The following is a 22332-nucleotide window of genomic DNA, read 5'->3' on the forward strand; positions in this document are numbered from 1 at the left end:
CAGCGCACGCCCATGACCCAGAATTCCGCCCTCGCCAACACCCACGTCGCCATCATTGGCGGTGGCCCCGCCGGCCTGATGGCCGCCGAAGTGCTGAGCCAGGCCGGGGTCCGCGTCGACGTGTACGACGGCATGCCCTCGGTCGGGCGCAAGTTCCTGCTGGCCGGGGTCGGCGGCATGAACATCACCCATTCCGAAGCCTACCCGGCATTCCTCTCCCGCTACGCTGAGCGCGCAGCGCAGATCGCCCCGCTGCTGCGCGCGTTCGATGCCGATGCCTTGTGCCAGTGGATTCACGATCTGGGTATCGAAACCTTCATCGGCAGCTCCGGCCGCGTGTTCCCCACCGACATGAAAGCCGCCCCACTGTTGCGCGCCTGGCTCAAGCGCCTGCGCGACAGCGGCGTGGTTATCCACACCCGCCATCGCTGGCTCGGCTGGGACGCAAGCGGTGCACTGCGCATCGCCAGCCCGGAAGGCGAAATCAGCGCAAACCCCGACGCCACCCTGCTCGCCCTCGGCGGCGGCAGTTGGTCGCGCCTGGGCTCGGATGGCGCGTGGATGTTGCCGCTGGAGCAGCGCGGCGTGGATCTGGCGCCGTTGCAGCCAAGCAATTGCGGCTTCGAGGTGCAAACCTGGAGCGAGCTGATGGTGAGCAAATTCGCCGGTGCACCGCTGAAAAACATTGCCATCGGTTTGAACGACGACATCCCGCGCTTGGGCGAATGCGTGATCACCGCGACCGGCATTGAAGGCAGTCTGATCTATGCGCTGTCGGCGCCGATACGCGAAGAAATCAATCGCTACGGCGCAGCGGTTATCCACATCGACCTGCTGCCCGGCCGCCCTGTGGATAAATTGCAGGCGGCGCTGAGCAAACCACGTGGCTCGCGCTCCATGGCCAAGCATCTGCACAGTCAGGTGGGGATTGATGGGGTTAAGGCAGCGTTGTTGCGCGAGCTGACCGATGCCGAAACCTTCGCCGATCCGGCCCTGTTGGCGCGAGCGATCAAGGCGTTGCCGCTGACCTTGGTGAAAACCCGTCCGCTGGATGAAGCGATCAGCAGTGCTGGTGGCGTGAGATTCGAAGCGATGGATGAGCGCTTGATGCTCAAGGCGCTGCCGGGGGTGTTTTGTGCGGGCGAGATGCTCGACTGGGAAGCGCCGACCGGAGGCTACTTGCTGACCGGGTGTTTCGCCAGCGGGCGGGCGGCAGGGCTGGGAATCGTGCAGTGGCTTAAGCACAGAATCCTGTAGGAGCTGACGAGTGAAACGAGGCTGCGATCTTTTGATCTTTAAAACCAACATCAAAAGATCGCAGCGTTCCGCAGCTCCTACAGGGAAACGCATTCCCAATGTGGGAGCGAGCCTGCTCGCGAAGACGTCCCTACAAACGCCTCATCAAATCACGGCTTACGCTTACGCGGTCCAGTGTTAAACACCGGCACCTTGCGCACCGGTTTGATCGATGGCTCCGGTGCCGAGGTCTCTCCGCTGTCGACCCACTTGCCCAGATTGCGTTTACCACCGCCACCGCCCGACGCTTTCGGCTTCTTCGGTTTTTTCGGCTTCTTGATCACCTGACCGCTGGCGTCGGTGTCCGGCACGCGGTGCTCGGGTTCGAAATCCGGTTCGTTCTGGCGCTTCAGGTTCTGCCGCGTCAGCATTTCGATCGCCGAGAGCATGTTCACTTCATCGGCACACACCAGCGAAATCGCCTCACCGGTGGCACCCGCGCGGCCAGTGCGGCCGATGCGGTGAATGTAATCCTCGGCGACGATCGGCAGATCGAAGTTGACCACCAGCGGCAAGTCTTCGATGTCCAGACCTCGGGCGGCAACGTCGGTCGCCACCAGAATCTGCACTTCACTGAGCTTGAAACGGTCCAGCGCGCGCTGGCGCGTGGCCTGCGGTTTGTCGCCATGGATGCCGTCAGCATTCACACCGAGGCCCTGAAGTTTTTCCACCAGCGCATCGACGCCGTTGCGGGTCTTGGCGAACACCAGCACCTGCTTCCACTTGTTCTTGCGCATCAGGTGCACGAACAGTTCGGCCTTGCGCTTCTTGTCGACGGTGACGATCCACTGCTTGACCGTGTTGGCAGCGACGTTGCGCGGGCTGACTTCGATGCTCAGCGGATCATTGAGCATCTGCCCGGCAAGCAGGCGGATGTCATCGGAGAAGGTCGCGGAGAACAGCAGGGTCTGGCGCTTTTTCGGCAGCATGCGGTAAATGTTCGCCAGTTCTTCAGAGAAGCCCAGGTCGAGCATACGATCAGCTTCATCCAGCACCAGCGTTTGCAACTGATCCAGTTTCAGCGCGTTCTGGCGGAACAGGTCGATCAAGCGACCGGGTGTGGCGACCAGCACATCGACGCCGCCGCGCAGCTTCATCATCTGCGGGTTGATGCTGACGCCGCCATACACCGCGTAAGTACGCAGCGGCAGGTTTTCCGCGTACTGGCGCACGGCTTCGTGGACCTGCTCGGCCAGCTCGCGGGTCGGCACCAGAATCAGCGCACGCGCCGAGTTGGCGGTGACTTTCGGCCCTTGCATGGCCAGCAACTGCAACAGCGGCAAGGCGAAACCGGCGGTCTTGCCGGTGCCGGTCTGGGCCGCTGCCATCAGGTCGCGACCGGCCAGCACCGCCGGAATGGCTTGCGCCTGCACCGGCGTCGGGGTCTGGTAGCCGAGCGTCTCGAGGGAGCGCAGCAAGGGTTCGATCAGGCCAAGGGAGGCGAAAGTCATGGGAGTACCGTAGGAAAAAATGACGCGGGGATGCAATGCCGCGCAGTTTACCCTAATTCGTACGCGCTTCCGTCGGAACGGCTTTCGCCTCTTCCACGGGTGACTGCGCAGGTCGACGCCACTGCGGCAGGCTGATCAGCAGCACCGCGCTGATGATCACCAGCATCGCCAACGCCTCTTCGATGCCGATGGTCTCGCCGACAAACACCACGCCGAGCAACACCGCCACTGCCGGGTTGACGTAGGCATAACTGGTCGCTGCCGCCGGGCGCACATGTTTGAGCAGATACATGTAGGAATTGAAGGCGATGATCGAGCCAAAGAAAATCAGATAGGCCAGCGCCAGCCACCCTTCGAGCGGCGGCATGGCTTGCAGGTGCTCGCCACTCAGCGCACTGCCGATCAGCAAGACCACGCCGCCGACGAGCATTTCCACCGCGCTGGCCATGGCCCCCGCCGGCAATGGCAGGTATTTGCTCCACACCGAGCCGAACGCCCAGCTCGCCGCCGCGAAGATCAGCAACATCGCGCCGAGCGGGCTCGATTGCAGGTTGGAACCCATGTTGAGCATGGCGATGCCAATAATCCCCAACGCCACACCGGCCCACTCCAGCCGCGTATTGCGCGCACCCCAGAAGTAGCCGAACAACAAGGTGAACAGCGGCACCGTCGCCACCGCCAGCGCAGCGACACCTGACGCCACGCCGGTGTGCTCGGCGACGCTCACCGCGCCGTTACCAAAACTGAGCAGCAGAATGCCGACCAGCCCCGCCGCTTTCCACTGCGCCCAGGTCGGCGCCGCAGCCCCGCGCCAGCGCAGCCAGGCATACATCAAGCTGCCGGCAATGACGAAGCGCACCCCGGCCAGTAACAGCGGCGGCCAGTATTCGACGCCGATGCGGATCACCAGATAGGTCGATCCCCAAATCACATACAACGCAAAAAACGCAGCGATCAACGGCAGGGAAAAACGGCGCAAGGCAGGCATGGGCAGCTCGACAGTCAGATTTTCGTGGACCGGTCATTCTAGAAAGGCCGCTACGCAAAAATAAGTTACAAAACCTGTTTTTCGCGCCGGTACACTTTTGCATGAAAGCAGCAGAGACCGACAAGGTCCTTGTGGGAGCGAGCGTGCTCGCGAAGGCGGTGTATCAGCAGACATCCATCTTGGATCGTTCCCACGCTCCGCGTGGGAATGCCTCAACGGACGCTCTGCGTTCGGCTTTGAAAGGGACGCGGAGCGTCCCGGGCTTAATTCCCACGCAGAGCGTGGGAACGATCAGTCGGAGTGCCCGAGATCAGCGATAACGCTGCAAATGCTCGCCCACTTTTGCGGCAGGGACTTTCTGCAATTTGCACAACAGGTCGTGATTCAACTCGCGCACTCCATGTTTGCCCCGCAGCTCTTCAGCCAGATGCGCCATCAGATTGGCCGCCATCTCGGCGTCGGCCATGGCCCGGTGAGCCTGGCCGGTATGCGGTAGCTGCGCGAACGTGGTGAGCGTGCCGAGCTTGTGATTCGGCGCCGCCGGCATCAGGCGCCGCGCCAGCAGCAGTGAACAGGCGAAATTCTGCAGGCGTGTGCGCTTGATCCGGCCCAGTTCGAAATCCCAGAATTTCTGGTCGAACGAGGCGTTGTGTGCGAGCAATGGCGTGCAGCCGACGAATTCGTTGACCTCTTCCATCACCCGCTCGGCCGGCGGCGCGGTGCGCAGCATGGCGTTGCTGATGCCGGTCAGTTGCTCGATGAACGCGGGGACGCGCACGCCGGCGTTCATCAGGCTCTGGTAACGCTCGACGATGCGGCCGTTTTCCAGCATGACCACGGCGATTTCCGTGGCGCGGCAGCTGCTGTTCGGCGACAGGCCGGTGGTTTCAAAGTCGATGACTGCAATGCGTTCCAAACCGGGGTGTCTCCGTTCAAATCTATTGTTCAGCTCAGCTCTTGAGCAGCAGCGCGCCTTCGATCGGCACGTAGCGGCTGGCGGCGCGGATCAGCGAGTTGGCGGTCAGGCCGGGGACGCCGTAGGCCACCGCTTGCACGCCGTGCTTGTTGATGATGCGTTCGAGCAGCATGTCGAAATCGCCGTCACCGGAGGCCAGCACCACTTCGTCGACATGGTCGGCGGCGTCCATGATGTCCAGGGTAATGCCAACGTCCCAGTCGCCCTTGGCCGAGCCGTCGCTGCGCTGGATGTAGGGCTTGAGCTTCACGGTGAAACCGAGGTTGCGCAGGATCTGCTGAAACTGCTGCTGCTTGCTGTCGCCCCGGTCGATCGCGTAGGCGTAGGCCTCGACGATCTGCCCGTTCTTGCTGATGTCGGCCCACAATGCGGCGTAGTTGAAGTGGCAACCATAGGCCTGACGCACGGTGTAGTAGAGGTTCTGCACATCGGCGAACACTGCGATTTTTTTCACCGGAGTTCCTGTGAGCGCGCAAGCGCACGAAGCGGGGTCAGGCGATCAGGCCCGAAAAAGGCGCTCAGTATGCCAGCCCGAAGGAGGGTTCCGCGAATAATCGGCCACAGGCGCAAAGGTGCTGCTGACGAGTGGTGAGTGTGGCGAGGGGATTCATCCCCGATGGGCTGCGCAGCAGTCCTCGCTCCAATTAGGAAAAGCGGGGCTGCTGCGCAGCCCAGCGGGGATAAATCCCCTCGCCACAGTGTACATGTCAGCCTTCAGAGGCTATGTCAGTCTTCAAAGGCTATGTCAGACAAAGGAGTCGTCGTCATCGAAGAACGACGAATTGTCGCTGCTGTAATCGGCGTCGCTGAAACCGCCCTGGTCATTGCCCGAGAAGCCGTTGTCCGCCACGCGCTGATCATCGCCCCAGCCGTTGTTGCTCTGGTCGGCGACCTGCGCCGGTTCTTCCTTGATGACCTCGACGATTTCTTCCGGTTGCTGATTGTGGTGGAACAGGCTGCTGATGCCCTGCGCCAACATCACACCACCGGCCACGCCCGCAGCGGTTTTCAGCGCGCCGCCGAGAAAGCTGTTACCCGCCGCCGGGGCTGCCTGCTGCGCATAGTTGGGCGGCGCGGCGGCGAAGTTCTGTTGCGGTGCCGGAGCCTGGTAGCTCTGCTGCGGCGCCGGTTCACGCCAGCCGCCGGTGGACGATGGCGCTGCGCTCTGGCTCGGCGCCGGACGTGAATTGCCGCCGCCAAAGATACTCGACAGGAAGCCACCGCCGCCGCTCGCCGCTGGCGCGCCGCTCTGGGCCTTGGCCGATTGCAGTTCGGCCTGCAGGCGCTGGACTTGCTGGGTCAGTTGCTTGTTCTGCTCGTCGAGGCTTTTCAGCGCGGCCTCTTGCACCAGAATCGCCTGGGTCATGAAATAGCCTGCCGCCGGTTGGCGCGTCAGGTGTTCCTTGATCCGCGCCTCAGCCTGGGCGTCGCGCGGGGCTGCCTCCGTTTCGGCCTGTTGCAGCCGGGAAAACAGTCCATCGATCAGGGTTTGCTCTTCGCTGTTCATGGCGACCTCGTAGATTGCCGGTAATAACGTGCCCGCGCCCACTCTGAGCGCGGTGCTCTCCTGTAATGGAGACAGTGACAAAACGTTTCAATGGCCTTTACCGAATGTTTACGTTTGTGTCGCCCCGCGTTGCATCGGTTAAAGTGAGCCACTGTTTTCGACCTGCGATACCGACTGATGAATGCCCTCGAAGTACTGCGCGACTCTTTGTATTTTTTCAAACGCCATCTGGGCAGCATCGTGCAGTTGTGCCTGCCGCTGGTGATTGTCGAAGCTTTCTTGCAGCAGGCGGTCGATCACGCCACCGGGCCTGACACTTTTGCCGGGGTAAGCATCATCGTCGGCCTGCTGGTGTATCCGCTGTACACCGCCGCGCTGATCCTGTTTCTCGATGCGCGCAGCCGTGGCGAGTCGCCGCGCAACCGTGACCTGCTGGCGATGGCCGCAACCCTGTGGCCGCGCTTCGCGGTGCTCACCGCGCTCAATACCTTGCTGATTCTGCTGGGCCTGTCGCTGTACTTCCTGCCGGGGCTGATGCTGATGGTCATGCTCGCCTTCGCCGAATACTTGCTGGTGCTGCGCGGCCTCGGGCCGTTGCAGGCGATGAAGGAAAGTCTGCGCCTGACGCGCGGGCACTTCTGGCGCATTCTGCTGTGCATTCTCTGCGTGATGACCCCGTTGTGGCTGCTCAAGGGCGCGACGCTAGCGGTCTACCCCGAACCGCAGAATCCACTGATTGCCGGGCTGATCGACAGCGCTCACAGCTTCCTGCAACTGTTCACCAGCGTGGTGCTGTTCCGCCTTTTCATGCTGATCAGCGAATTGCCTGACAAACGTAACGGAGCGGTCTGACCGCGCCGTGCTTGGGCTTCGCCGCTGCCGTCAGGTATGCTCGGGGCCACTTTCTGTAACGCTATAAGCCGAGCCATGACCCGTCTGCTGCGCTACACCCTGCTCCTCGTCATCCTCGCCGTCGTCCTGTTCGGCGTGCTGCTGTTCAGCCTGACCTGGCGCCCCGATGCCCGCGAAACCCTGCCGGTCAGTTGCGGCACCACGGCGCCGACACTGGTGCCCGGGCAAGCGCTCAAAGTCATGACCTGGAACGTGCAGTTCCTCGCCGGCAAGCGCTACGTGTTCTGGAATGATCTTGCCGAAGGCGACGATGAAGCGCCGACCGCTGAAGACATGGCGTTTAGCCTCGACGAAGTAGCGCGGGTGATCCGTGACGAACAACCCGATGTGGTGCTGTTGCAGGAGCTCGACGACGGCGCCAAGGCCAGCGATTACCAGAACCAGCTCAAACTGTTGCAGGAACGCGTCGCCGATCTGTATCCATGCAGCACCAGCGCGTTCGACTGGAAAGCCGATTTCGTCCCCGAGCCCCACATCTACGGCAGCGTCGGCCGCCAGTTGGCCACGTTGAGCCGCTATCGCATCGAACACGCCGAACGCCTGCAACTGCCCGTCGCACCGAGCAACTTCATCAGCCGCCAGTTCCAGCCCAAAGACGCTTTGCTGGCAGTCAAATTGCCGCTCAGCGATGGCGGTCAATTGACCGTGTTCAACACTCATCTGCAGCGCGCCAGCCAGGCGGACGGCAATGTGCAGGCGCAAGTGGCTGCCGTGGCCAAAGTGCTCGACAAGTATGAAAGCCAGGGCCTGCCGTGGCTGATCGGTGGTGATTTCAATCTGTTGCCGCTGGGCCAGTACCGGCGCCTGCCCGTCGAGCGCCGCACGCCCTACTCTGCCGACAGCGAACTGCATCTGCTGTGGGACAAGTACCCGATGATCCCGACCAACAACGAAGCCGGAGGTATCGACCGGGCCAAATGGCTGACCCATTACCCCAACGACCCCGGCCTCAACGGCCCGGATCGCACGGTCGATTATCTGTTCAACAGCCCGAAGCTCAAACGCGTGCAAGCGCAGGTGCGGCAGGACGATACCTTGCGCATTTCCGATCACTTGCCGGTGATTGCGCGGTTCCTGCTGCCCGCTGCACCCTGAGCGCTCTGCCCTTATAAGCCGGGCGGAACGTAGCCCGGAACATAGCGAACGTTAGCGCACTTGCCGTGCAGTATCCGCCCGTCTTCGATCAGGAACTGGGCGATCTTCTTCTGCTGATTGATCTTCGCCTGCAACTTGCAGGTAGAACTATTGCCGACCTGTTGGTAGTGCTCGGTGTACACCATGCCATTGCCGGTATGGGTCATCGAAGTGCCGGCTGCTTCGGTAGAGGTCCAGCTCGCGGACTTGTGCCAGGTCAGTACGGCCAAGGGTTCGCCGTTCGGGCCGGTTTCCTTTTTCATCGAATCAGGAGTGCCGAACAGGTCCAGTGCTTCCTGCATATCACGGCCTTCCCAGCGGCTTTGCGCGATAGTGGAACAGCCGCTCAAGAGCAATGCTGCCAGCAGGGTTGCCAGCCATAAACGTGTGTAAGTCATTGGATGCCTCGGCTTATTTCTTGAGTTCGAGCAGGCTGTCGATGTTGTCCATCATCTGGCTCTTTTGCTGGATCGGCGCGAGCTTGAAGAACATCTGCTGCAGCATCTCGATCATTTGCAGGTATTCCATCTTGCCCACGGCGGCCATGTCGTTTTTGGCGCGACTGCCAGGGGCACAGGCAAACTTCAGCGCTTGCTGGACCCAGAACTCTTTCGGGGTCTGCCATTGGTTGGCAACTTTCAGATGCCGCATGGTGTAGGCCAGACGCTCGATGGACTGGCCATTGATGAAACGCACCTTGCCCGTAGAGCATTGGGCTTCGAGGTTGTAGACGTCGATCATCGGTTTGCCGGGCTCTTCATACACCAGGGTCACTGCGACCATGGTCGCGCCTTTGGTTTTCTGCGAAGGCACCACCGACGTCGCATCGGCGACGTACATGATGTTTTTCTGGGGCACGCCGTTGCCGTAGATAATCCACCAGTCGCCAATCGGATTGGGCTCTTCGGCCATGGCCGAACTGGAGGCGGCCAATAGCGCAGCCGACAAGAAGATCAACTTCCTGAGCTTGAAGAAAGAGGTCATGGGCAGTTCCGTTCCTTGGGCGCAAGTTGCCAGGCAACAAGGCTGGTTATTGTTCAGGCGGCGATTTTGCGAGCCGGAACAACCAAGGGCAATTAGCACGGATGGGCTAATGGCGCGCAGCCATTGCGGGTCAGGTGCCGCGTGGTTTCGCCCGCGCCGTGGCTTCGGCGACCAAGGGATCGTCCGGCCAATAGTGCTTCGGATAACGTCCTTTCAGATCCTTTTTTACTTCGGCGTAAGTGCTGCGCCAGAAGTTGGCCAGATCCTGCGTGACCTGCACCGGCCGTCGCGCTGGCGACAGCAGATGCAGCTTGACCTCTTGCCGGCCGCCGGCGATCCGTGGCGTATCGGCCATACCAAACAACTCCTGCAGACGCACCGCGAGAATCGGCGGATGTTCGCTGTAATCCAGACGAATCGATGAGCCTGACGGCACGCTCAAATGATGCGGCGCGAGTTCGTCGAGCTTCTGCGGCAGCGGCCACGGCAGCAGATTACGCACGATGCTCGACAGATCAAGGTTGGCGAAATGGCTGAGCCGCGAGACTTTGCCCAGATACGGCATCAACCAGTCTTCCAGCGTATCCAGTAGCGCTGCATCGCTGACATCCGGCCATTGGCTGTCGTCCTGCGTGCTCAGATCGAGCTGGCGCAACAGCGCCACCCGCGCCTGCCACTGGCGCAATTCCGGCGTCCACGGCAATAACTCCAGACCTTTGCGCCGGACCAGATTGACCAGCGCCTGACTGCGCGCGTTTTCATCCAGACCGGTCAACGGTTCGCGGCTGAGAATCAGCTCGCCGACCTTGCGCTGGCGCTCGGCACGCAGCACGCCTTCGCGTTCATCCCAATCGAGTTGATCAACGCTGTGCACTTGCTCGGCGAGCACCGAATCGAACAGCGCCGGATCGAAATCCGCCGCCAGATAGATGCGTTCTTCGCGCTGGCCCTGGCGGCTGCCAAGGTCGGCGATGACGATCCACTCGTGCTTCATCAGGCTATCGGCCTCAGCGAACAGCGCCGCGCGACCGTTGGCCAACCGGTATTCGGCCCCGCCGGCACGCCGTTGCTGGGCGACGCGATCCGGGTAGGCCAGCGCCAGCAGGGCGCCGAGCCAGCGCGGATGCTCGGGATCGTTTACCGGTTCGCTCGGCTTGCCGCGCAGGTAACCGCGATACTGCCGAGCCAATTGCCGGGCGCGTTGCACCCCGCCCTGCGCGCCACGACCGGCACGTTCTTCGCCGGAAAGCAGAACCAATCGGCTGTGCAGATCCGCGCCAGCGCCGCGCAGGATATCGCGCTCGCCGAGCAGCGCCGCCACATCACAGGCCATCGCCGACAGCCCCAATGCCTGACCGCGCAACAGCAAATGCGCGATGCGCGGATGCGCCGGCAGCTGAGCCATGGCCTGGCCGTGGGCCGTCAGCGTATCGCCGTGCAAGGCGCCGAGCCGTTGCAGCAGATCCTGCGCTTGGGCATACGCGGCGGCTGGCGGTATGTCGAGCCAGACCAGTTCGCCCGGCGTCACGCCCCAGCGCCCCAGTTGCAAAGCGAGGCTGGCCAGATCCGCCGAAAGAATTTCCGCGCTGCCATAAGCCGCCAGTTGTTCGTGCTGATCCTGCGACCACAGGCGATAGCACACGCCCGGCTCCAATCGTCCGGCACGGCCGGCACGCTGGGTGGCGCTGGCCTTGGAGATGCGTTGAGTGTCGAGGCGGGTCATGCCGCTGCCTGGATCGAAGCGCGGCACCCGCGCCAGTCCGGCATCGATGACCACGCGCACGCCGTTGATGGTCAGGCTGGTCTCGGCGATGTTGGTTGCCAGCACCACTTTGCGCTGACCGGGCGGCGCCGGATCGATTGCCGCGCGTTGCGCATTGAGGTCGAGTTCGCCGTGCAACGGGCACAGCAAGATGTCCTTGCGCTCACCGATGGCGTGGGCCAATTGCTGGTGCATGCGGCGTATTTCCGCTTGTCCCGGCAGGAACACCAACAGGCTGCCGGTTTCATCGTGCAGCGCTTCGAGCACGGTTTGGGTAACCCGCTGGTCGATGTATTCGCCTGGCTGAAACGGCCGGCCCCAGCGCATCGTCACCGGATACATGCGCCCTTCACTGCGCAGGATCGGCGCCTCATTGAGCAACCCCGCCAGGCGCTCGCCTTCAAGAGTGGCCGACATCAGCAAAATCTTCAGCGGCTGTTCAGCGCGAAACAGCTCGCGACCGTTCAGACTGAGCGCCAGCGCCAGATCGGCGTCGAGACTGCGTTCATGAAATTCGTCGAAGATCAGCAGGCCCACACCGTCCAGCGCCGGGTCGTCCTGCAAGCGCCGGGTGAGAATGCCTTCGGTGACCACTTCGATACGCGTCTTCGGGCCAACCTTGCTGTCGAGACGGATGCGATAGCCGACGGTTTCACCGACCTGCTCGCCGAGCTCGCTGGCCAAACGCTCTGCCGCCGCCCGCGCAGCCAAGCGCCGTGGTTCGAGCATGACGATGGTCTGCCCGGCCAGCCAGGCTTCGTTGAGCAAGGCCAAGGGCACGCGGGTGGTTTTACCGGCGCCGGGCGGTGCTTCGAGCACGGCTTCGTGGCGTGACGCGAGGGCTTCACGCAGGGCGGGTAAAACATCGTCGATCGGCAAAGAAATCATGCTGGCTCCCAAACAGAGGCGCGAGTATAACGGCGAACTGCAACGCGTTCGTCAGGGTCTTAACTTCACAAGACGAAGCTTCGTTATTTGATGACTCAGGAGACATTTCCATGCGCTTACCCTCTCGCCTCATCGGCGGTGTTCTGGTTGCCACCCTGCTCACGCAGCTCACTGCATGCGGTTCGATTTTCTACCCGGACCGGCGTGGCCAGATCGACGGCAAGATCGACCCGGCGATTGCCGTGCTCGATGCCGTCGGCCTGCTGTTCTACATCATTCCCGGGCTGATCGCGTTTGCCGTCGACTTCGCCACCGGGGCGATCTATTTCGAACCGGGCCACACCGCGCAGATCGATCCGGCCAAGCTCAAGCAAGCCATCGGCCCGGACGGTCAGGTCGACAATCACAAGTTGCAGGCGATTCTCGAGAGCGAACTGGGCCGAGATTTTCCTCTGGATGATCCGCGCCTGATCCAGCACAAGGGCAGCACTCAGCAACTGGCGATGTTCGGCCTGCAACCCGCCGCTTGAATAAGGACGTTCAATGACCTCCAGCCCCGAACACGCCCGCCTGCTGCGGCTGGCGACCCGCGCCTCGGTGGCGGTCGCGTGCACGCTGATCGTCGCCAAGGCGATTGCCTGGTGGCTCAGCGGATCGGTGAGCATGCTCGCCGGCCTCACCGACTCGGCGCTGGATGGCGTCACTTCATTGCTCAATCTGCTGGCAGTGCATTACGCCTTGCGCCCGGCGGATGACGATCACCGTTATGGTCACGGCAAAGCCGAATCGCTGGCGGGCATGGCGCAGGCGTTGTTCATCGGTGGCAGCGCGGTGCTGATCGCGTTTCAGGCCTACGAGCGCTTGCAGAAACCAGAGCCGCTTGGCGCACCGTGGCTGAGCATCGGTGTGATCGTGTTTTCCCTGCTGCTGACGGCCGCGCTGTTGATGTTGCAGCACCGGGTGATCAGGCAGACCGGCTCCAACGCCGTACGCGCCGACTCACTGCATTACCGTTCGGACCTGCTGCTCAACGGCAGCATCCTCCTCGCGCTGGTGTTGGCCGGGATGGGTTTTGCGCAACTGGATGCGTGGTTTGGCCTGGGGATCGCTGCGTATATTTTCTGGAGCGCGATCCAGATCGCCCGGGAAAGTTTTTCGGTGCTGATGGACGAGGAACTGCCGACCGATGTCAGCCAGCACATGCTCGAACTGGCCTGCAGCGTGCCGGGAGTGCTCGGCGCGCATGACCTGCGCACGCGGATCTCGGGCAACCACTGGTTCGTGCAATTGCACCTGGAACTGCCGGGCGAACTGACCCTGTCAGTCGCCCATGGCATCAGCGATCAAGCGGCGGCGGCGATTCACAAGGCCTATCCGAAGGCCGAAGTGCTGGTGCACGCTGACCCTGTAAAAGCAGCCACAAGCGACAAGCCTCTAGCTTCAAGCTTCAAGCTTCAAGCTTGTAGCTTGCAGCTTGCAGCTCGTAGCTGCCCCTATCTGACCTGATAACCGCGACTGCTCAGGCAGTTGCCCTGCGCCTGGCGATAGGCCTGAACCACTTCGGGTGCCGGTTGGTAGGTCGCGGTGCGCGGGTCGAAACCGCTTTGCTGCACCGCGTACTGAGAGCACTGGTAACCGTCCTGCTGCACCTGCTGCGGTGACTGGCCGTTGGCCGGGTAGGCTTCGACGTCATAGCCCTGAGCTTGCGGTTGCGACGGTTGCTGCAGCGGCGGCTCGACCACCACGTAATCCTGCGTCGCCTCCTGATAGGCGTAATACGAGCCGGCGGCGAGGAACAGCAGCGAGCCGCCGATCCACACTTCACGGGCGTAATCCGGCAGATATTGAATGCGGATCCCGCGCGGTGGCTGCACGACGATGTAGCGCGGGCCTTGCGGGCGATACCAGTAGCCGCCGGAATAGAAGTAATCCTGACCGCGATACGGCACGCGGTAATCACGATCCGGGAAACGGTCGATCACATGGCCCGGACGATATTGCGGGCCAGGCCCCCAGCCATTGCCATGACCGTTCGGCCGTCCCGGCCAGCGGTTGTCATCGGGACGCGGCTGCGTCTGCCACTGTTGATTGTGGTAACCGTTCTGCGGGCGCTCGTCGCGGTAGTAACCCTGACGCGGCTCCTGAGTCTGGTGCACGGCGTCGGGACGCGGCTGGATCGGCAGGTTATTACCGGGCTGGCGAGGCGGTTGCGGACGCTCATCGGCACGGTTGCGGTTCTGCCATTGACCGTCATTGTTATGCGGCTGGCCGTTGTGCTCGAACTGACGGCTGTTGTCGCCACGGATGATCCCGTCGTTCTGCGGCCCGTTGCCCGGCCCGCGATTCTGCGGCTCATCGGCCAGCGCTTGCGCACTGACACCCACACACAGCAAACCAACACCGGCCAGATGCCAGATGCGCGAATTCATGTTTTTCCTCACTGCGGGAGCCTGTCGTTGGCAGGGTTTGTTGCTGAGACTGGAAACAGCCCCACCGGGTTCTGCAACAGGTTATCAGTCACGCGACTTATTTAATGAGGCGCAAACATGAAATCGCAGGCAAGAAAAAAGGGAGACCCGTCGGCCTCCCTTCTGGAGATACTTCGTCCTGGCTCGACGCTTTTGACGTCGGCTCACCTCACCCCGTCTTCTGGACAGTGTGCAGCTCGGGGGCCGGCACATCCCCGGTGGGGGTGGCGGCCGCGGCGGGCCTGATTGGGCGGGCCGCGTGGACTGTGTTACCGAGCAGTGATTCTGGTGATAAGAATAGGCCTGAAGCCGCGACAGAGGATTGCGAAAATTGCTCAATCAAACACTGCTTGCGCAATTTTTAACCCTGGATAGATAATCCGCCGCAATAGTTACGACCAAGGACAGATTGATGAGCAAACTCGACCGGTATGACCTGAGTATTTTGGCGGAATTGCAGCGCGACGCCCGTATCTCCAACCAGGAACTGGCCGAACGCATCGGTCTGTCGCCCTCGCCCTGCTCGCGCCGGGTCAAGCAGCTGGAAGACGATGGCTATATCTCGCGCCAGGTGGCGCTGCTCGATCGCAAGATGCTCGGCTTGAGCCTGACCGCGTATGTGCTGATCGGCATGGACCGGCACACGCCGGAACGTTTCGAGAATTTCGAAGCGGCGATCCGCACATTGCCGCAAGTGCTGGAGTGCAGCCTGGTGACCGGGGTGGATGCTGACTACCAGTTGAAAGTGGTGGTGCCGGATATGGATCACTACCAGAAATTGCTGCTGGGGCATCTGACCCGGATCGAGGGGGTCACCAGCGTGCGGTCGAGTTTTGTGCTGAATCAGGTGCTCAACAGCACCGAACTGCCGCTGACTCATTTGCGTAGCTGATATCGCTTTCGCGAGCAGGCTCGCTCCCACAGGGAATGCATTTCAACCTGTGGGAGCGAGCCTGCTCGCGAAGGGGCCGGCACAGGCGACGCAGATCAATGCCCCGCCATCCGCCCTTGGCGTATACTCGCCGCCGCCCTTTCAGCCCTGTCCGCGCCGGAGATCGCCAATGGATCCAGCACTGTTCGAAGAGTGGATGATGACCGGTCTGGTCAGCATCCTGATCATTTTCATGGGTTTCATCGTCTGGGATCTGGCGAAGAAGTCCAAGGCCGGGCGGTTCGGCTCGTTCATTCTGTTTTTCGTGCTGGGCCTGGGCGTGGCCGCGTTCATCATCAAGAGTGTGGTGATCGGCCTGATCGAATCCGGCGCCTTATAAGCGCGCCGGCACTTCCTGCCACTGGCCCTGATCCAGCCCTTCAATCGTCCAGTCGCCAATCCTGACCCGCACCAGACGCAACGTCGGTAACCCGACTGCCGCCGTCATGCGCCGCACCTGACGGTTGCGCCCTTCGCGAATCACCAGTTCCAGCCACGAGGTCGGTATGGTCGCGCGAAAGCGTACCGGCGGATTGCGCGGCCACAACTGCGGCTCAGCCAGTTGCCGCGCCTCGGCAGGCAAGGTCATGCCGTCATTCAGCTCGACGCCATCGCGCAGGCGCTGCAACTGCTCGGCAGTCGGCTCGCCCTCCACCTGCACCCAATAAGTCTTCGCCAGTTTGTGTTTCGGATCGGCGATGCGCGCCTGCAACTGGCCGTCGTTGGTCAGCAGCAACAAACCTTCGCTGTCGCGATCCAGACGTCCGGCCGGGTAAATCCCCGGCACATCGATGTAATCCTTGAGTGTCGCCCGCCCTTCACCGTCGCTGAACTGCGTCAGCACATCGAAGGGTTTGTTGAACAGGATCAGTTTCGGCTCGGCCGGCGGCGCTTTAGCGACACGGCGTGGCGAGGACGATTGCGGTTTCACACCGGGACGGCGTGAAGGTGGACGTGGTGGACGGGACATGGCGGAAAGAACATCTAACGGTCAGGGCTGTTAATGCTAGTGCCCCGACCGCCAAATGACCACGACTAACCGTTAACGGAACGGCGGCTCGTCGAAGCTGCGCAACTTGCGCGAGTGCAGCGAGTTGAGTTCGGTGCGTAGCAGATCCACTGCTTCGATGCCGATTTTCAAATGCTGGCTGACCGCGCGTTCATAGAAGGCGTTGGCCGAGCCCGGCAGTTTGATTTCGCTGTGCAGCGGCTTGTCCGAAACGCAGAGCAACGTGCCGTAAGGCACCCGCAGGCGATAACCCTGCGCTGCAATCGTGCCGCTTTCCATGTCCACCGCGACCGCGCGGGACAGGTTGATCAGCGGCCGCTCCTGCGCCCAGCGCAGTTCCCAGTTACGGTCGTCGTAGGTCAGAACCGTGCCGGTGCGCAGGCGCTTCTTCAGATCGTCGCCCTTCTCGCCAGTGACATTCGCCGCTGCCTGTTGAAGCGCAAGCTGCACTTCGGCCAGTGCCGGGATGGGGATATTCGGCGGCACCACGCGGTCGAGAATGCCGTCGCGACGCATGTAAGCGTGCGCCAGCACATAGTCGCCGATGGTCTGCGACTGACGCAGGCCGCCGCAATGGCCGATCATCAGCCAGCAATGCGGGCGCAGCACGGCCAAGTGATCGGTGATGTTCTTGGCGTTGGACGGGCCGACACCGATGTTGACCAGCGTCACGCCGTGACCATCGCTGGCGATCAGGTGATAGGCGGGCATCTGGTAACGGTGCCAGACCACACCGGCGGCAATTGCCGAGGCTTCGCCGTGGTCCATGCTCTTCTCGATGATCACGTTGCCCGGCAGGACCATGCGCACGAACCGCGGGTCGCGGCGCAACTGCTCCAGACCATGAACGATGAACTGGTCGACGTAGCGGTGATAGTTGGTCAGCAGAATCCACGGCTGCACATGGCGCCAGTCGCTGCCGGTGTAATGCACCAGACGGCGCAGCGAGAAATCCACGCGCGCGGCGTCGAACAGTGCCAGTGGCAGCGGATCGGTGTTTTCCCAGTCGTAGAGACCGTCGGCAATGCCATCGGTAGCGGCGGACAGATCGGTACTCGGGAATACCCGCGCCAGCACCGCCGCAGTGACGCCGGAACCGGCCAGTTCATCGCCCTGTTCGACCACGTACGGATAAGGAATGTTCTGCTGGCTGACGCCGACTTCGACGGTCACGGTGAAGTCGTGCATCAACGGCGTCAGTTGTTCAAGCAGGTATTTGCGAAACGCCGCCGGGTGGGTGACGGTGACGCTGTAAGTGCCCGGCAACTGCACCTTGGCGTAAGCGCGGGTGGTCTGCGGCACTTCGCCCTGGCAGTGGTAGGTCAGACGCAGTTCGGGATAACGAAACAGAGCACGCTGTTCGGCGTCGGGCTCGACGCGGTCCTTGAGGTAACGCTTGAGGGCAGAATTCAGCGCAGTGGTGGCCCGCTCATGCAGCTCGGCCAGACGATCCACGGCTTGTTCGGCGGTTTGAACGACAATAAACGCTTCGGTCACGATCAGCTTCCTGTGTTCTGACTTGCAGAGCTTCATCTTGCCTGCATCGTGGACGCACGGGAACAGTGGCGTTGTGGCGACACTTAAATCTGCAGACCAATGATGTCCCCTGTGGGAGCGAGCCTGCTCGCGAATGCGGTGGATCATCCAATAAAGATGTCGACTGACACACCGCTTTCGCGAGCAGGCTCGCTCCCACAGGGGGAGATTTGAGGTGGGTCAGAAAAGCTGTGGAGTCGAGCGCGCGACGATCGCTTCGACGTCCAGCCCACGCGGCAACGCGCCATAGACGCGACCGCCACCGCTCAGACGGCTGGCAATGAACGCATCACTGACCGCCGAATTTCCGGCCTCCAGCAACAGTTTGGCCTGCAACCCAAGGGCAATGTCTTCGGTCAACTGCCGCGCCCGATACTGAATGTCACTGGTGTCCTTGAACTGCGTCTGCAAATGCTGGATGTGCGCGGCCAGACGCTTGTCGCCATGGCCATCGCCCAGTTCGCTGAACAGCACATCCAGCACGCCCGGCTCCTTTGACAATGCGCGCAGCACATCCAGACATTGCACATTCCCCGAACCTTCCCACGTCGAATTCACCGGCGCTTCGCGGTACAGGCGCGGCAGGATGCTGTCTTCGACATAACCGGCGCCGCCCATGCATTCGGCGGCTTCGTTGATCATTCCCGGCGCGCGTTTGCAGATCCAGTATTTGCCAACCGCTGTCACCAGCCGCGCGAACTGCGCTTCGTGGCGATCATCCAGATGATCGAGCGCCTTGCCCATGCGCAGACTCAGCGCCAGCGCCGCTTCGCTTTCCAGCGCCAGATCGGCGAGTACGTTTTGCATCAGCGGCTGCTCGCTGAGCAGTTTGCCGCCGACCTTGCGGTGCGCGCAGTGATGGCTGGCCTGGGTCAGCGCCTGGCGCATCAGCGAGCTGGAGCCGACCATGCAATCGAAACGGGTCATCGCCACCATTTCAATAATGGTCGGCACACCGCGCCCTTCTTCGCCGATCATCCACGCCAGTGCGCCACGAAACTCCACTTCGCTGGAGGCGTTGGACTGGTTGCCGAGTTTGTTTTTCAGACGCTGGATGTAGAACTGATTGCGCGTGTCGTCCGGGCGATGGCGCGGCAGCAGGAAGCAACTCAAGCCCTTGTCGGTTTGCGCCAATGTCAGGAAGGCGTCGCACATCGGCGCCGAGCAGAACCACTTGTGCCCGACCAGTTCATAGGCCTGACCCGGGCCGCTGGGGCCGACCGGATAGGCTTTGGTGGTGTTGGCGCGGACATCGGTGCCGCCCTGCTTCTCGGTCATCGCCATGCCGATAGTCACGCCGGCCTTGTGCGCCATGCCGACGTTGCGCGGATCGTATTCGGTGGCGAGGACTTTCGGCAGCCACTGTTCGGCCAGCTCCGGCTGCAAGCGCAGGGCCGGCACGCTGGCGAAGGTCATGGTCAGCGGGCAACCACTGCCGGCCTCGGCCTGGCTGTGCAGATAGGTCATCGAAGCGCGGGCGACATGCGCGCCGTCCTGCGGGTGTGCCCAAGGCAGCGAGGTCAGGCCATGTTCGACAGCCGTGCGCATCAGCTCGTGATAAGCGGGGTGAAACTCGACCAGATCGATGCGATGACCGTAGCGATCATGGCTGGCGAATACCGGTTTGTTCTGGTTGGCGAGAAACCCCGCCTCCATCAAAGGCCCGCCCGCCAGTGCGCCATAGGCATCGATGCGCGACTCGGCCCAACCGGCGCCATAACGCCGCGACCACTCCTGTAACGGCAGGTCGATGCGGTACAGGTTGGTGCCGTCCAGCGACGGCGGCTGATTGGTGACTTCGTGGGTTTCGGCGAACTGATGCAGGTTCATGACGGCGCTCCGTGTTCAGCAATGGCACCAGTTAAGCACTGGTGCTTTTTTGAACAAAGTGTCATAGGCGCCGTTTTTGCGGCGCTTTTACCCCATCAGCAACTGAGCACGCGGCGCTGCAAGGCAGCCTGCAGATCCTCGAATTTCACTGGTTTGTGCAGATAGTCGATAGGCGCGCCCGGGGCGCATTGTTCGAGATCCGCACCCAGCGCCAGCATGAACACTGGCAAATGCGCGCAGCCTGGCAATGCATGGATCTGGCAGCACAGCGATGCGCCTTCGTGGTTGGGCAACTGGCAATCGATCAGCACTGCATCGAAGCTTTCCCGTTGCAGGCAGTCCAGCGCAGCGGCGCCGTTATCAGCGCTGCGCACGCGGAAACCGAGCTTGAGCAACATGCCACGCATCACCAGTTGGTTGACGCTGTTGTCATCCACCAGCAGCACCGTGCAGTCCTGCGGCGCACGAATGCAATCGCGGGGCGGCTGATCCGCAGGCGCTTCGACCACCGGCAGTTCGAATTCGACATCGAGCTGGAAGCGGCTGCCGCGTCCGGGCTCGGAGCGATGGGTGAGTTTGCCGCCGAGCAATTCGACCAATTGCCGACAGATCGCCAGACCAACACCGAGGCCGCCGTATTCGCGAGTCATCGAACCATCGAGCTGGAAGAAACGCTGATACAGGGTTGCCTCGCCCAGATCAGTGAAACCGATACCGGTGTCGATCACCGCGAACGACAGCGCCATGCGCTCATCCGCCGACGGCCGACCGGTAACGCGCAACGCCAGGCCGCCGACGCGGGTGAACTTGATCGCATTGTCGAGCAGGCATTCCAGGCACTGCGCCAGTTTCGCGCTGTCGCCGAGCAAGCGATCCGGCAGGGTCGGCAGCACCTCGACCTTGAAGTCCAGCGACTTGCTCGCTGCATTACCTTCGAACTGCACGCGCAACGCCTCGACCACTGCGCGCAGGCTGAAACTGCCCGGCGTCGCCTTGAGTTTGCCGGCCTGCAATTCAGTGAGCGTGAGGATGCCATTGACCATGCGCATCATGTCGCGGGCGGAACCGGCGGCAGTCTGTTGATATTGCTCAAGCTCGGGATCGAGGTCGACGGTCTGCATCAGCTCCAGCGAACCGATCACGCCGTTCATCGGCGTGCGCAGTTCGTGGGTCAACGTCGCGAGGAATTCATCCTTGAGCTTGTTGCTGTGGGCCAGTTGCTGGTTGAGCACTTCTAGTTTCTGCCCGGCGTCGAACAAGGTCTGCGCCTGTTGTTCGCGCATGGCGTTGATGCGATCGGCCAGCGCCAGCGACAGCAGCGCCACCTCGATCGCCGAGCCGATCTGGCTGGCGTACATGGTCAGGAATACGTTGGGCAGCAGGCCCAGCACCATCAGCGTATTGACGATGCCGCCGAGCAGGAATGCCGACCAGGCGATGATGAAGTAACGCGCCACCCGCAGGCCGCGCCACCAGGCAAGGATCCCGGCGGCAAAGATCACCACGGTGAAGGTCAGCGCCAGTGTGGTCGCCAGGCGCAGGGCCAGGGCGTAACTGGTCATCAGCGACAGACCGATCACCAGTGCACTGAAGGCTATCAGGCCGATCAGCAAACGATCCAGCCAGGGGCTGTGGGTTTTGGTCTGCAGGAAACTGCGGGCGAACTGGCTGCCGAACAGTCCGGCGCAACCGATGAAGAACGGCGTCGCGGCGTTGGCCCACCATGGGTTGTCCGGCCAGAAATACTCGACCGCCGCGCCGTTCACCGACAATTGATAGAGGCCGAACGAGCCGATATAGAAGATGTAATAGAGGTAACTGGTGTCGCGCACGCTCAGGTAGATGAACAGGTTGTAGACCAGCATCCCCAGCAGCACGCCATAAATGATGCCGAGCACATACAGGCGCACCGGTTGGTCTTCGAGGTACGCAGTACTCGACCACAACGTCACCGGCGCCTGGATCGAGCCTTCGCTGGCCAGGCGCAGGTACAGCGTCTGCTGTTGATCCGGTTTGAAGGGAAGGTCGAACAGGTAATTGTTCTGGCGGATCTCGCGACTGGCGAAGGGCAAGGCATCGCCGGTCTGGCGCACCAGTCGGTATTCGCCGCTGGCATCAGGCAAGTACAGATCAAGGTGATCGAGCGGCGGATACGCCAGTTCCAGTAGCCAGGTGCGCTGGGCGGCCGGGTTGCTCGGGCGGTAATGCAGGTCGATCTTCAGCCAGAACGCCGAACGCGAGTAACCGGCGTTGAGCGTGGCTTTGTCGTGAGCTTTGAACTGGCCGGCGGCGTCTTGCGCACGGACGTCGGCAATCGTCGCCTGACCGCTCGGGTCTTCGAACACTTGCAGCGATCGGCCCAGCGGCAGGCTCTGGGTGAATTCGTCGAATTCGACAGCGCTCGCCATGAGGGGCAAGCAGAACAGCAACATCAGCAAATAGCGCATTGAAGCCCCAGCGTGGCTCGTCCGGTTGTGTCAGGAAGCCCCCCATTCCCTTTGAGTAGACGTAAAACCGGTATTACCTGTGATTGTTTGGATCCAGCCTAGCATAGCCGTTGATGGCCATTGAGCACCATGGAAATTTTTCCTACAACAGCTCTAGAACGGGCGTTCCAGGGCAAAGCGCCGAGATAGAGCTGTTGGGTTGGTCAACTCGCG

The 22332-nt window shown here is 61.9% G+C and carries 20 protein-coding genes; 7 read left to right on the top strand and 13 right to left on the bottom strand.

Annotated elements, in window-relative coordinates:
• The first annotated feature begins 12 nt into the window (after positions 1-12).
• Positions 13-1257 carry a TIGR03862 family flavoprotein gene (locus ND528_RS23595; protein ID WP_130911840.1) on the top strand — a complete coding sequence of 415 codons (1245 nt, stop codon included), beginning with the start codon at positions 13-15 and terminating at the stop codon, positions 1255-1257.
• A 149-nt stretch (positions 1258-1406) separates the two neighbouring features.
• Here the strand turns inward: ND528_RS23595 and ND528_RS23600 are convergent, their stop codons facing one another.
• From ND528_RS23600 to ND528_RS23620, 5 genes are all read right to left on the bottom strand, one after another.
• Entirely contained in the window at positions 1407-2747 is a 1341-nt protein-coding gene (locus tag ND528_RS23600) for a DEAD/DEAH box helicase (protein WP_263471342.1), read from the bottom strand.
• Positions 2748-2799: 52 nt separating this feature from the next.
• The gene (gene yedA, locus ND528_RS23605; RefSeq protein WP_263471343.1) at positions 2800-3735 is read right to left on the bottom strand and encodes a drug/metabolite exporter YedA; all 936 of its coding nucleotides are present in this window, start codon (positions 3733-3735) and stop codon (positions 2800-2802) included.
• A 310-nt stretch (positions 3736-4045) separates the two neighbouring features.
• Complete coding sequence (locus ND528_RS23610) at positions 4046-4651, bottom strand: 3'-5' exonuclease (RefSeq protein WP_095181881.1); 606 nt, start codon at positions 4649-4651, stop codon at positions 4046-4048.
• A gap of 34 nt (positions 4652-4685) precedes the next feature.
• Positions 4686-5165, bottom strand: a complete 480-nt coding sequence (locus ND528_RS23615; protein WP_056790604.1) for a LabA-like NYN domain-containing protein — start codon at positions 5163-5165, stop codon at positions 4686-4688.
• Positions 5166-5456: 291 nt separating this feature from the next.
• Positions 5457-6218, bottom strand: coding sequence for a DUF2076 domain-containing protein (locus tag ND528_RS23620; protein ID WP_212617191.1), 762 nt, complete (start codon positions 6216-6218; stop codon positions 5457-5459).
• 177 nt (positions 6219-6395) lie between these two features.
• Between ND528_RS23620 and ND528_RS23625 the strand changes: the two genes are divergently transcribed.
• Complete coding sequence (locus ND528_RS23625; RefSeq protein ID WP_016773061.1) at positions 6396-7070, top strand: YciC family protein; 675 nt, start codon at positions 6396-6398, stop codon at positions 7068-7070.
• A 75-nt stretch (positions 7071-7145) separates the two neighbouring features.
• Positions 7146-8225: an endonuclease/exonuclease/phosphatase family protein gene (locus tag ND528_RS23630; RefSeq protein WP_263471344.1), complete on the top strand. Its 1080-nt coding sequence runs from the start codon at positions 7146-7148 to the stop codon at positions 8223-8225.
• An 11-nt stretch (positions 8226-8236) separates the two neighbouring features.
• Here ND528_RS23630 and ND528_RS23635 read toward each other — a convergent pair whose 3' ends face one another.
• The 3 genes from ND528_RS23635 to hrpB form a co-directional block, all read right to left on the bottom strand.
• Positions 8237-8662: a hypothetical protein gene (locus tag ND528_RS23635; protein WP_212617197.1), complete on the bottom strand. Its 426-nt coding sequence runs from the start codon at positions 8660-8662 to the stop codon at positions 8237-8239.
• 13 nt (positions 8663-8675) lie between these two features.
• Positions 8676-9248: a hypothetical protein gene (locus ND528_RS23640; protein ID WP_016773058.1), complete on the bottom strand. Its 573-nt coding sequence runs from the start codon at positions 9246-9248 to the stop codon at positions 8676-8678.
• A gap of 130 nt (positions 9249-9378) precedes the next feature.
• The gene (gene hrpB / locus ND528_RS23645) at positions 9379-11898 is read right to left on the bottom strand and encodes an ATP-dependent helicase HrpB (RefSeq protein WP_263471345.1); all 2520 of its coding nucleotides are present in this window, start codon (positions 11896-11898) and stop codon (positions 9379-9381) included.
• Positions 11899-12008: 110 nt separating this feature from the next.
• Between hrpB and ND528_RS23650 the strand changes: the two genes are divergently transcribed.
• Both ND528_RS23650 and ND528_RS23655 read left to right on the top strand, forming a co-directional pair.
• Complete coding sequence (locus ND528_RS23650) at positions 12009-12428, top strand: polyribonucleotide nucleotidyltransferase (protein WP_263471346.1); 420 nt, start codon at positions 12009-12011, stop codon at positions 12426-12428.
• Positions 12429-12441: 13 nt separating this feature from the next.
• Positions 12442-13404: a cation diffusion facilitator family transporter gene (locus ND528_RS23655; protein ID WP_263471347.1), complete on the top strand. Its 963-nt coding sequence runs from the start codon at positions 12442-12444 to the stop codon at positions 13402-13404.
• On the opposite strand, the gene ND528_RS23660 is transcribed toward ND528_RS23655, so the two are convergent.
• On the bottom strand, positions 13392-14327 hold the full coding sequence (locus ND528_RS23660; RefSeq protein WP_263471348.1) for a DUF6515 family protein: 936 nt from the start codon (positions 14325-14327) through the stop codon (positions 13392-13394). The genes ND528_RS23655 and ND528_RS23660 overlap by 13 nt on opposite strands.
• Positions 14328-14778: 451 nt before the next feature.
• Between ND528_RS23660 and ND528_RS23665 the strand changes: the two genes are divergently transcribed.
• Positions 14779-15258, top strand: a complete 480-nt coding sequence (locus ND528_RS23665) for an Lrp/AsnC family transcriptional regulator (protein ID WP_007909658.1) — start codon at positions 14779-14781, stop codon at positions 15256-15258.
• A 169-nt stretch (positions 15259-15427) separates the two neighbouring features.
• On the top strand, positions 15428-15637 hold the full coding sequence (locus ND528_RS23670; protein WP_016773053.1) for a DUF2788 domain-containing protein: 210 nt from the start codon (positions 15428-15430) through the stop codon (positions 15635-15637).
• On the opposite strand, the gene ND528_RS23675 is transcribed toward ND528_RS23670, so the two are convergent.
• From ND528_RS23675 to ND528_RS23690, 4 genes are all read right to left on the bottom strand, one after another.
• On the bottom strand, positions 15632-16267 hold the full coding sequence (locus ND528_RS23675) for a pseudouridine synthase (RefSeq protein ID WP_249121387.1): 636 nt from the start codon (positions 16265-16267) through the stop codon (positions 15632-15634). The two genes, ND528_RS23670 and ND528_RS23675, sit on opposite strands and share 6 nt — an antisense overlap.
• 72 nt (positions 16268-16339) lie before the next feature.
• Positions 16340-17839, bottom strand: coding sequence for an AMP nucleosidase (amn, locus tag ND528_RS23680; RefSeq protein WP_016773051.1), 1500 nt, complete (start codon positions 17837-17839; stop codon positions 16340-16342).
• Between the two features lie 183 nt (positions 17840-18022).
• Positions 18023-19672 (bottom strand): acyl-CoA dehydrogenase family protein, encoded by a 1650-nt coding sequence (locus ND528_RS23685; RefSeq protein ID WP_263471349.1) that lies wholly within the window; start codon positions 19670-19672, stop codon positions 18023-18025.
• A 95-nt stretch (positions 19673-19767) separates the two neighbouring features.
• Complete coding sequence (locus tag ND528_RS23690; protein WP_263471350.1) at positions 19768-22119, bottom strand: 7TM diverse intracellular signaling domain-containing protein; 2352 nt, start codon at positions 22117-22119, stop codon at positions 19768-19770.
• Positions 22120-22332: the final 213 nt, after the last annotated feature.

Source organism: Pseudomonas mercuritolerans (assembly GCF_025706525.1).
GTDB lineage: Bacteria > Pseudomonadota > Gammaproteobacteria > Pseudomonadales > Pseudomonadaceae > Aquipseudomonas > Aquipseudomonas mercuritolerans.

Bases quoted from the DNA above. Each gene is read 5' to 3' on its own strand.
- ND528_RS23595 (WP_130911840.1), top strand. From the start codon at position 13: ATGACCCAGAATTCCGCCCTCGCCAACACCCACGTCGCCATCATTGGC.
- ND528_RS23600 (WP_263471342.1), bottom strand. From the start codon at position 2,747: ATGACTTTCGCCTCCCTTGGCCTGATCGAACCCTTGCTGCGCTCCCTC.
- yedA (WP_263471343.1), bottom strand. From the start codon at position 3,735: ATGCCTGCCTTGCGCCGTTTTTCCCTGCCGTTGATCGCTGCGTTTTTT.
- ND528_RS23620 (WP_212617191.1), bottom strand. From the start codon at position 6,218: ATGAACAGCGAAGAGCAAACCCTGATCGATGGACTGTTTTCCCGGCTG.
- ND528_RS23625 (WP_016773061.1), top strand. From the start codon at position 6,396: ATGAATGCCCTCGAAGTACTGCGCGACTCTTTGTATTTTTTCAAACGC.
- ND528_RS23630 (WP_263471344.1), top strand. From the start codon at position 7,146: ATGACCCGTCTGCTGCGCTACACCCTGCTCCTCGTCATCCTCGCCGTC.
- ND528_RS23635 (WP_212617197.1), bottom strand. From the start codon at position 8,662: ATGACTTACACACGTTTATGGCTGGCAACCCTGCTGGCAGCATTGCTC.
- ND528_RS23640 (WP_016773058.1), bottom strand. From the start codon at position 9,248: ATGACCTCTTTCTTCAAGCTCAGGAAGTTGATCTTCTTGTCGGCTGCG.
- hrpB (WP_263471345.1), bottom strand. From the start codon at position 11,898: ATGATTTCTTTGCCGATCGACGATGTTTTACCCGCCCTGCGTGAAGCC.
- ND528_RS23650 (WP_263471346.1), top strand. From the start codon at position 12,009: ATGCGCTTACCCTCTCGCCTCATCGGCGGTGTTCTGGTTGCCACCCTG.
- ND528_RS23655 (WP_263471347.1), top strand. From the start codon at position 12,442: ATGACCTCCAGCCCCGAACACGCCCGCCTGCTGCGGCTGGCGACCCGC.
- ND528_RS23660 (WP_263471348.1), bottom strand. From the start codon at position 14,327: ATGAATTCGCGCATCTGGCATCTGGCCGGTGTTGGTTTGCTGTGTGTG.
- ND528_RS23665 (WP_007909658.1), top strand. From the start codon at position 14,779: ATGAGCAAACTCGACCGGTATGACCTGAGTATTTTGGCGGAATTGCAG.
- ND528_RS23670 (WP_016773053.1), top strand. From the start codon at position 15,428: ATGGATCCAGCACTGTTCGAAGAGTGGATGATGACCGGTCTGGTCAGC.
- ND528_RS23675 (WP_249121387.1), bottom strand. From the start codon at position 16,267: ATGTCCCGTCCACCACGTCCACCTTCACGCCGTCCCGGTGTGAAACCG.
- amn (WP_016773051.1), bottom strand. From the start codon at position 17,839: ATGAAGCTCTGCAAGTCAGAACACAGGAAGCTGATCGTGACCGAAGCG.
- ND528_RS23685 (WP_263471349.1), bottom strand. From the start codon at position 19,672: ATGAACCTGCATCAGTTCGCCGAAACCCACGAAGTCACCAATCAGCCG.
- ND528_RS23690 (WP_263471350.1), bottom strand. From the start codon at position 22,119: ATGCGCTATTTGCTGATGTTGCTGTTCTGCTTGCCCCTCATGGCGAGC.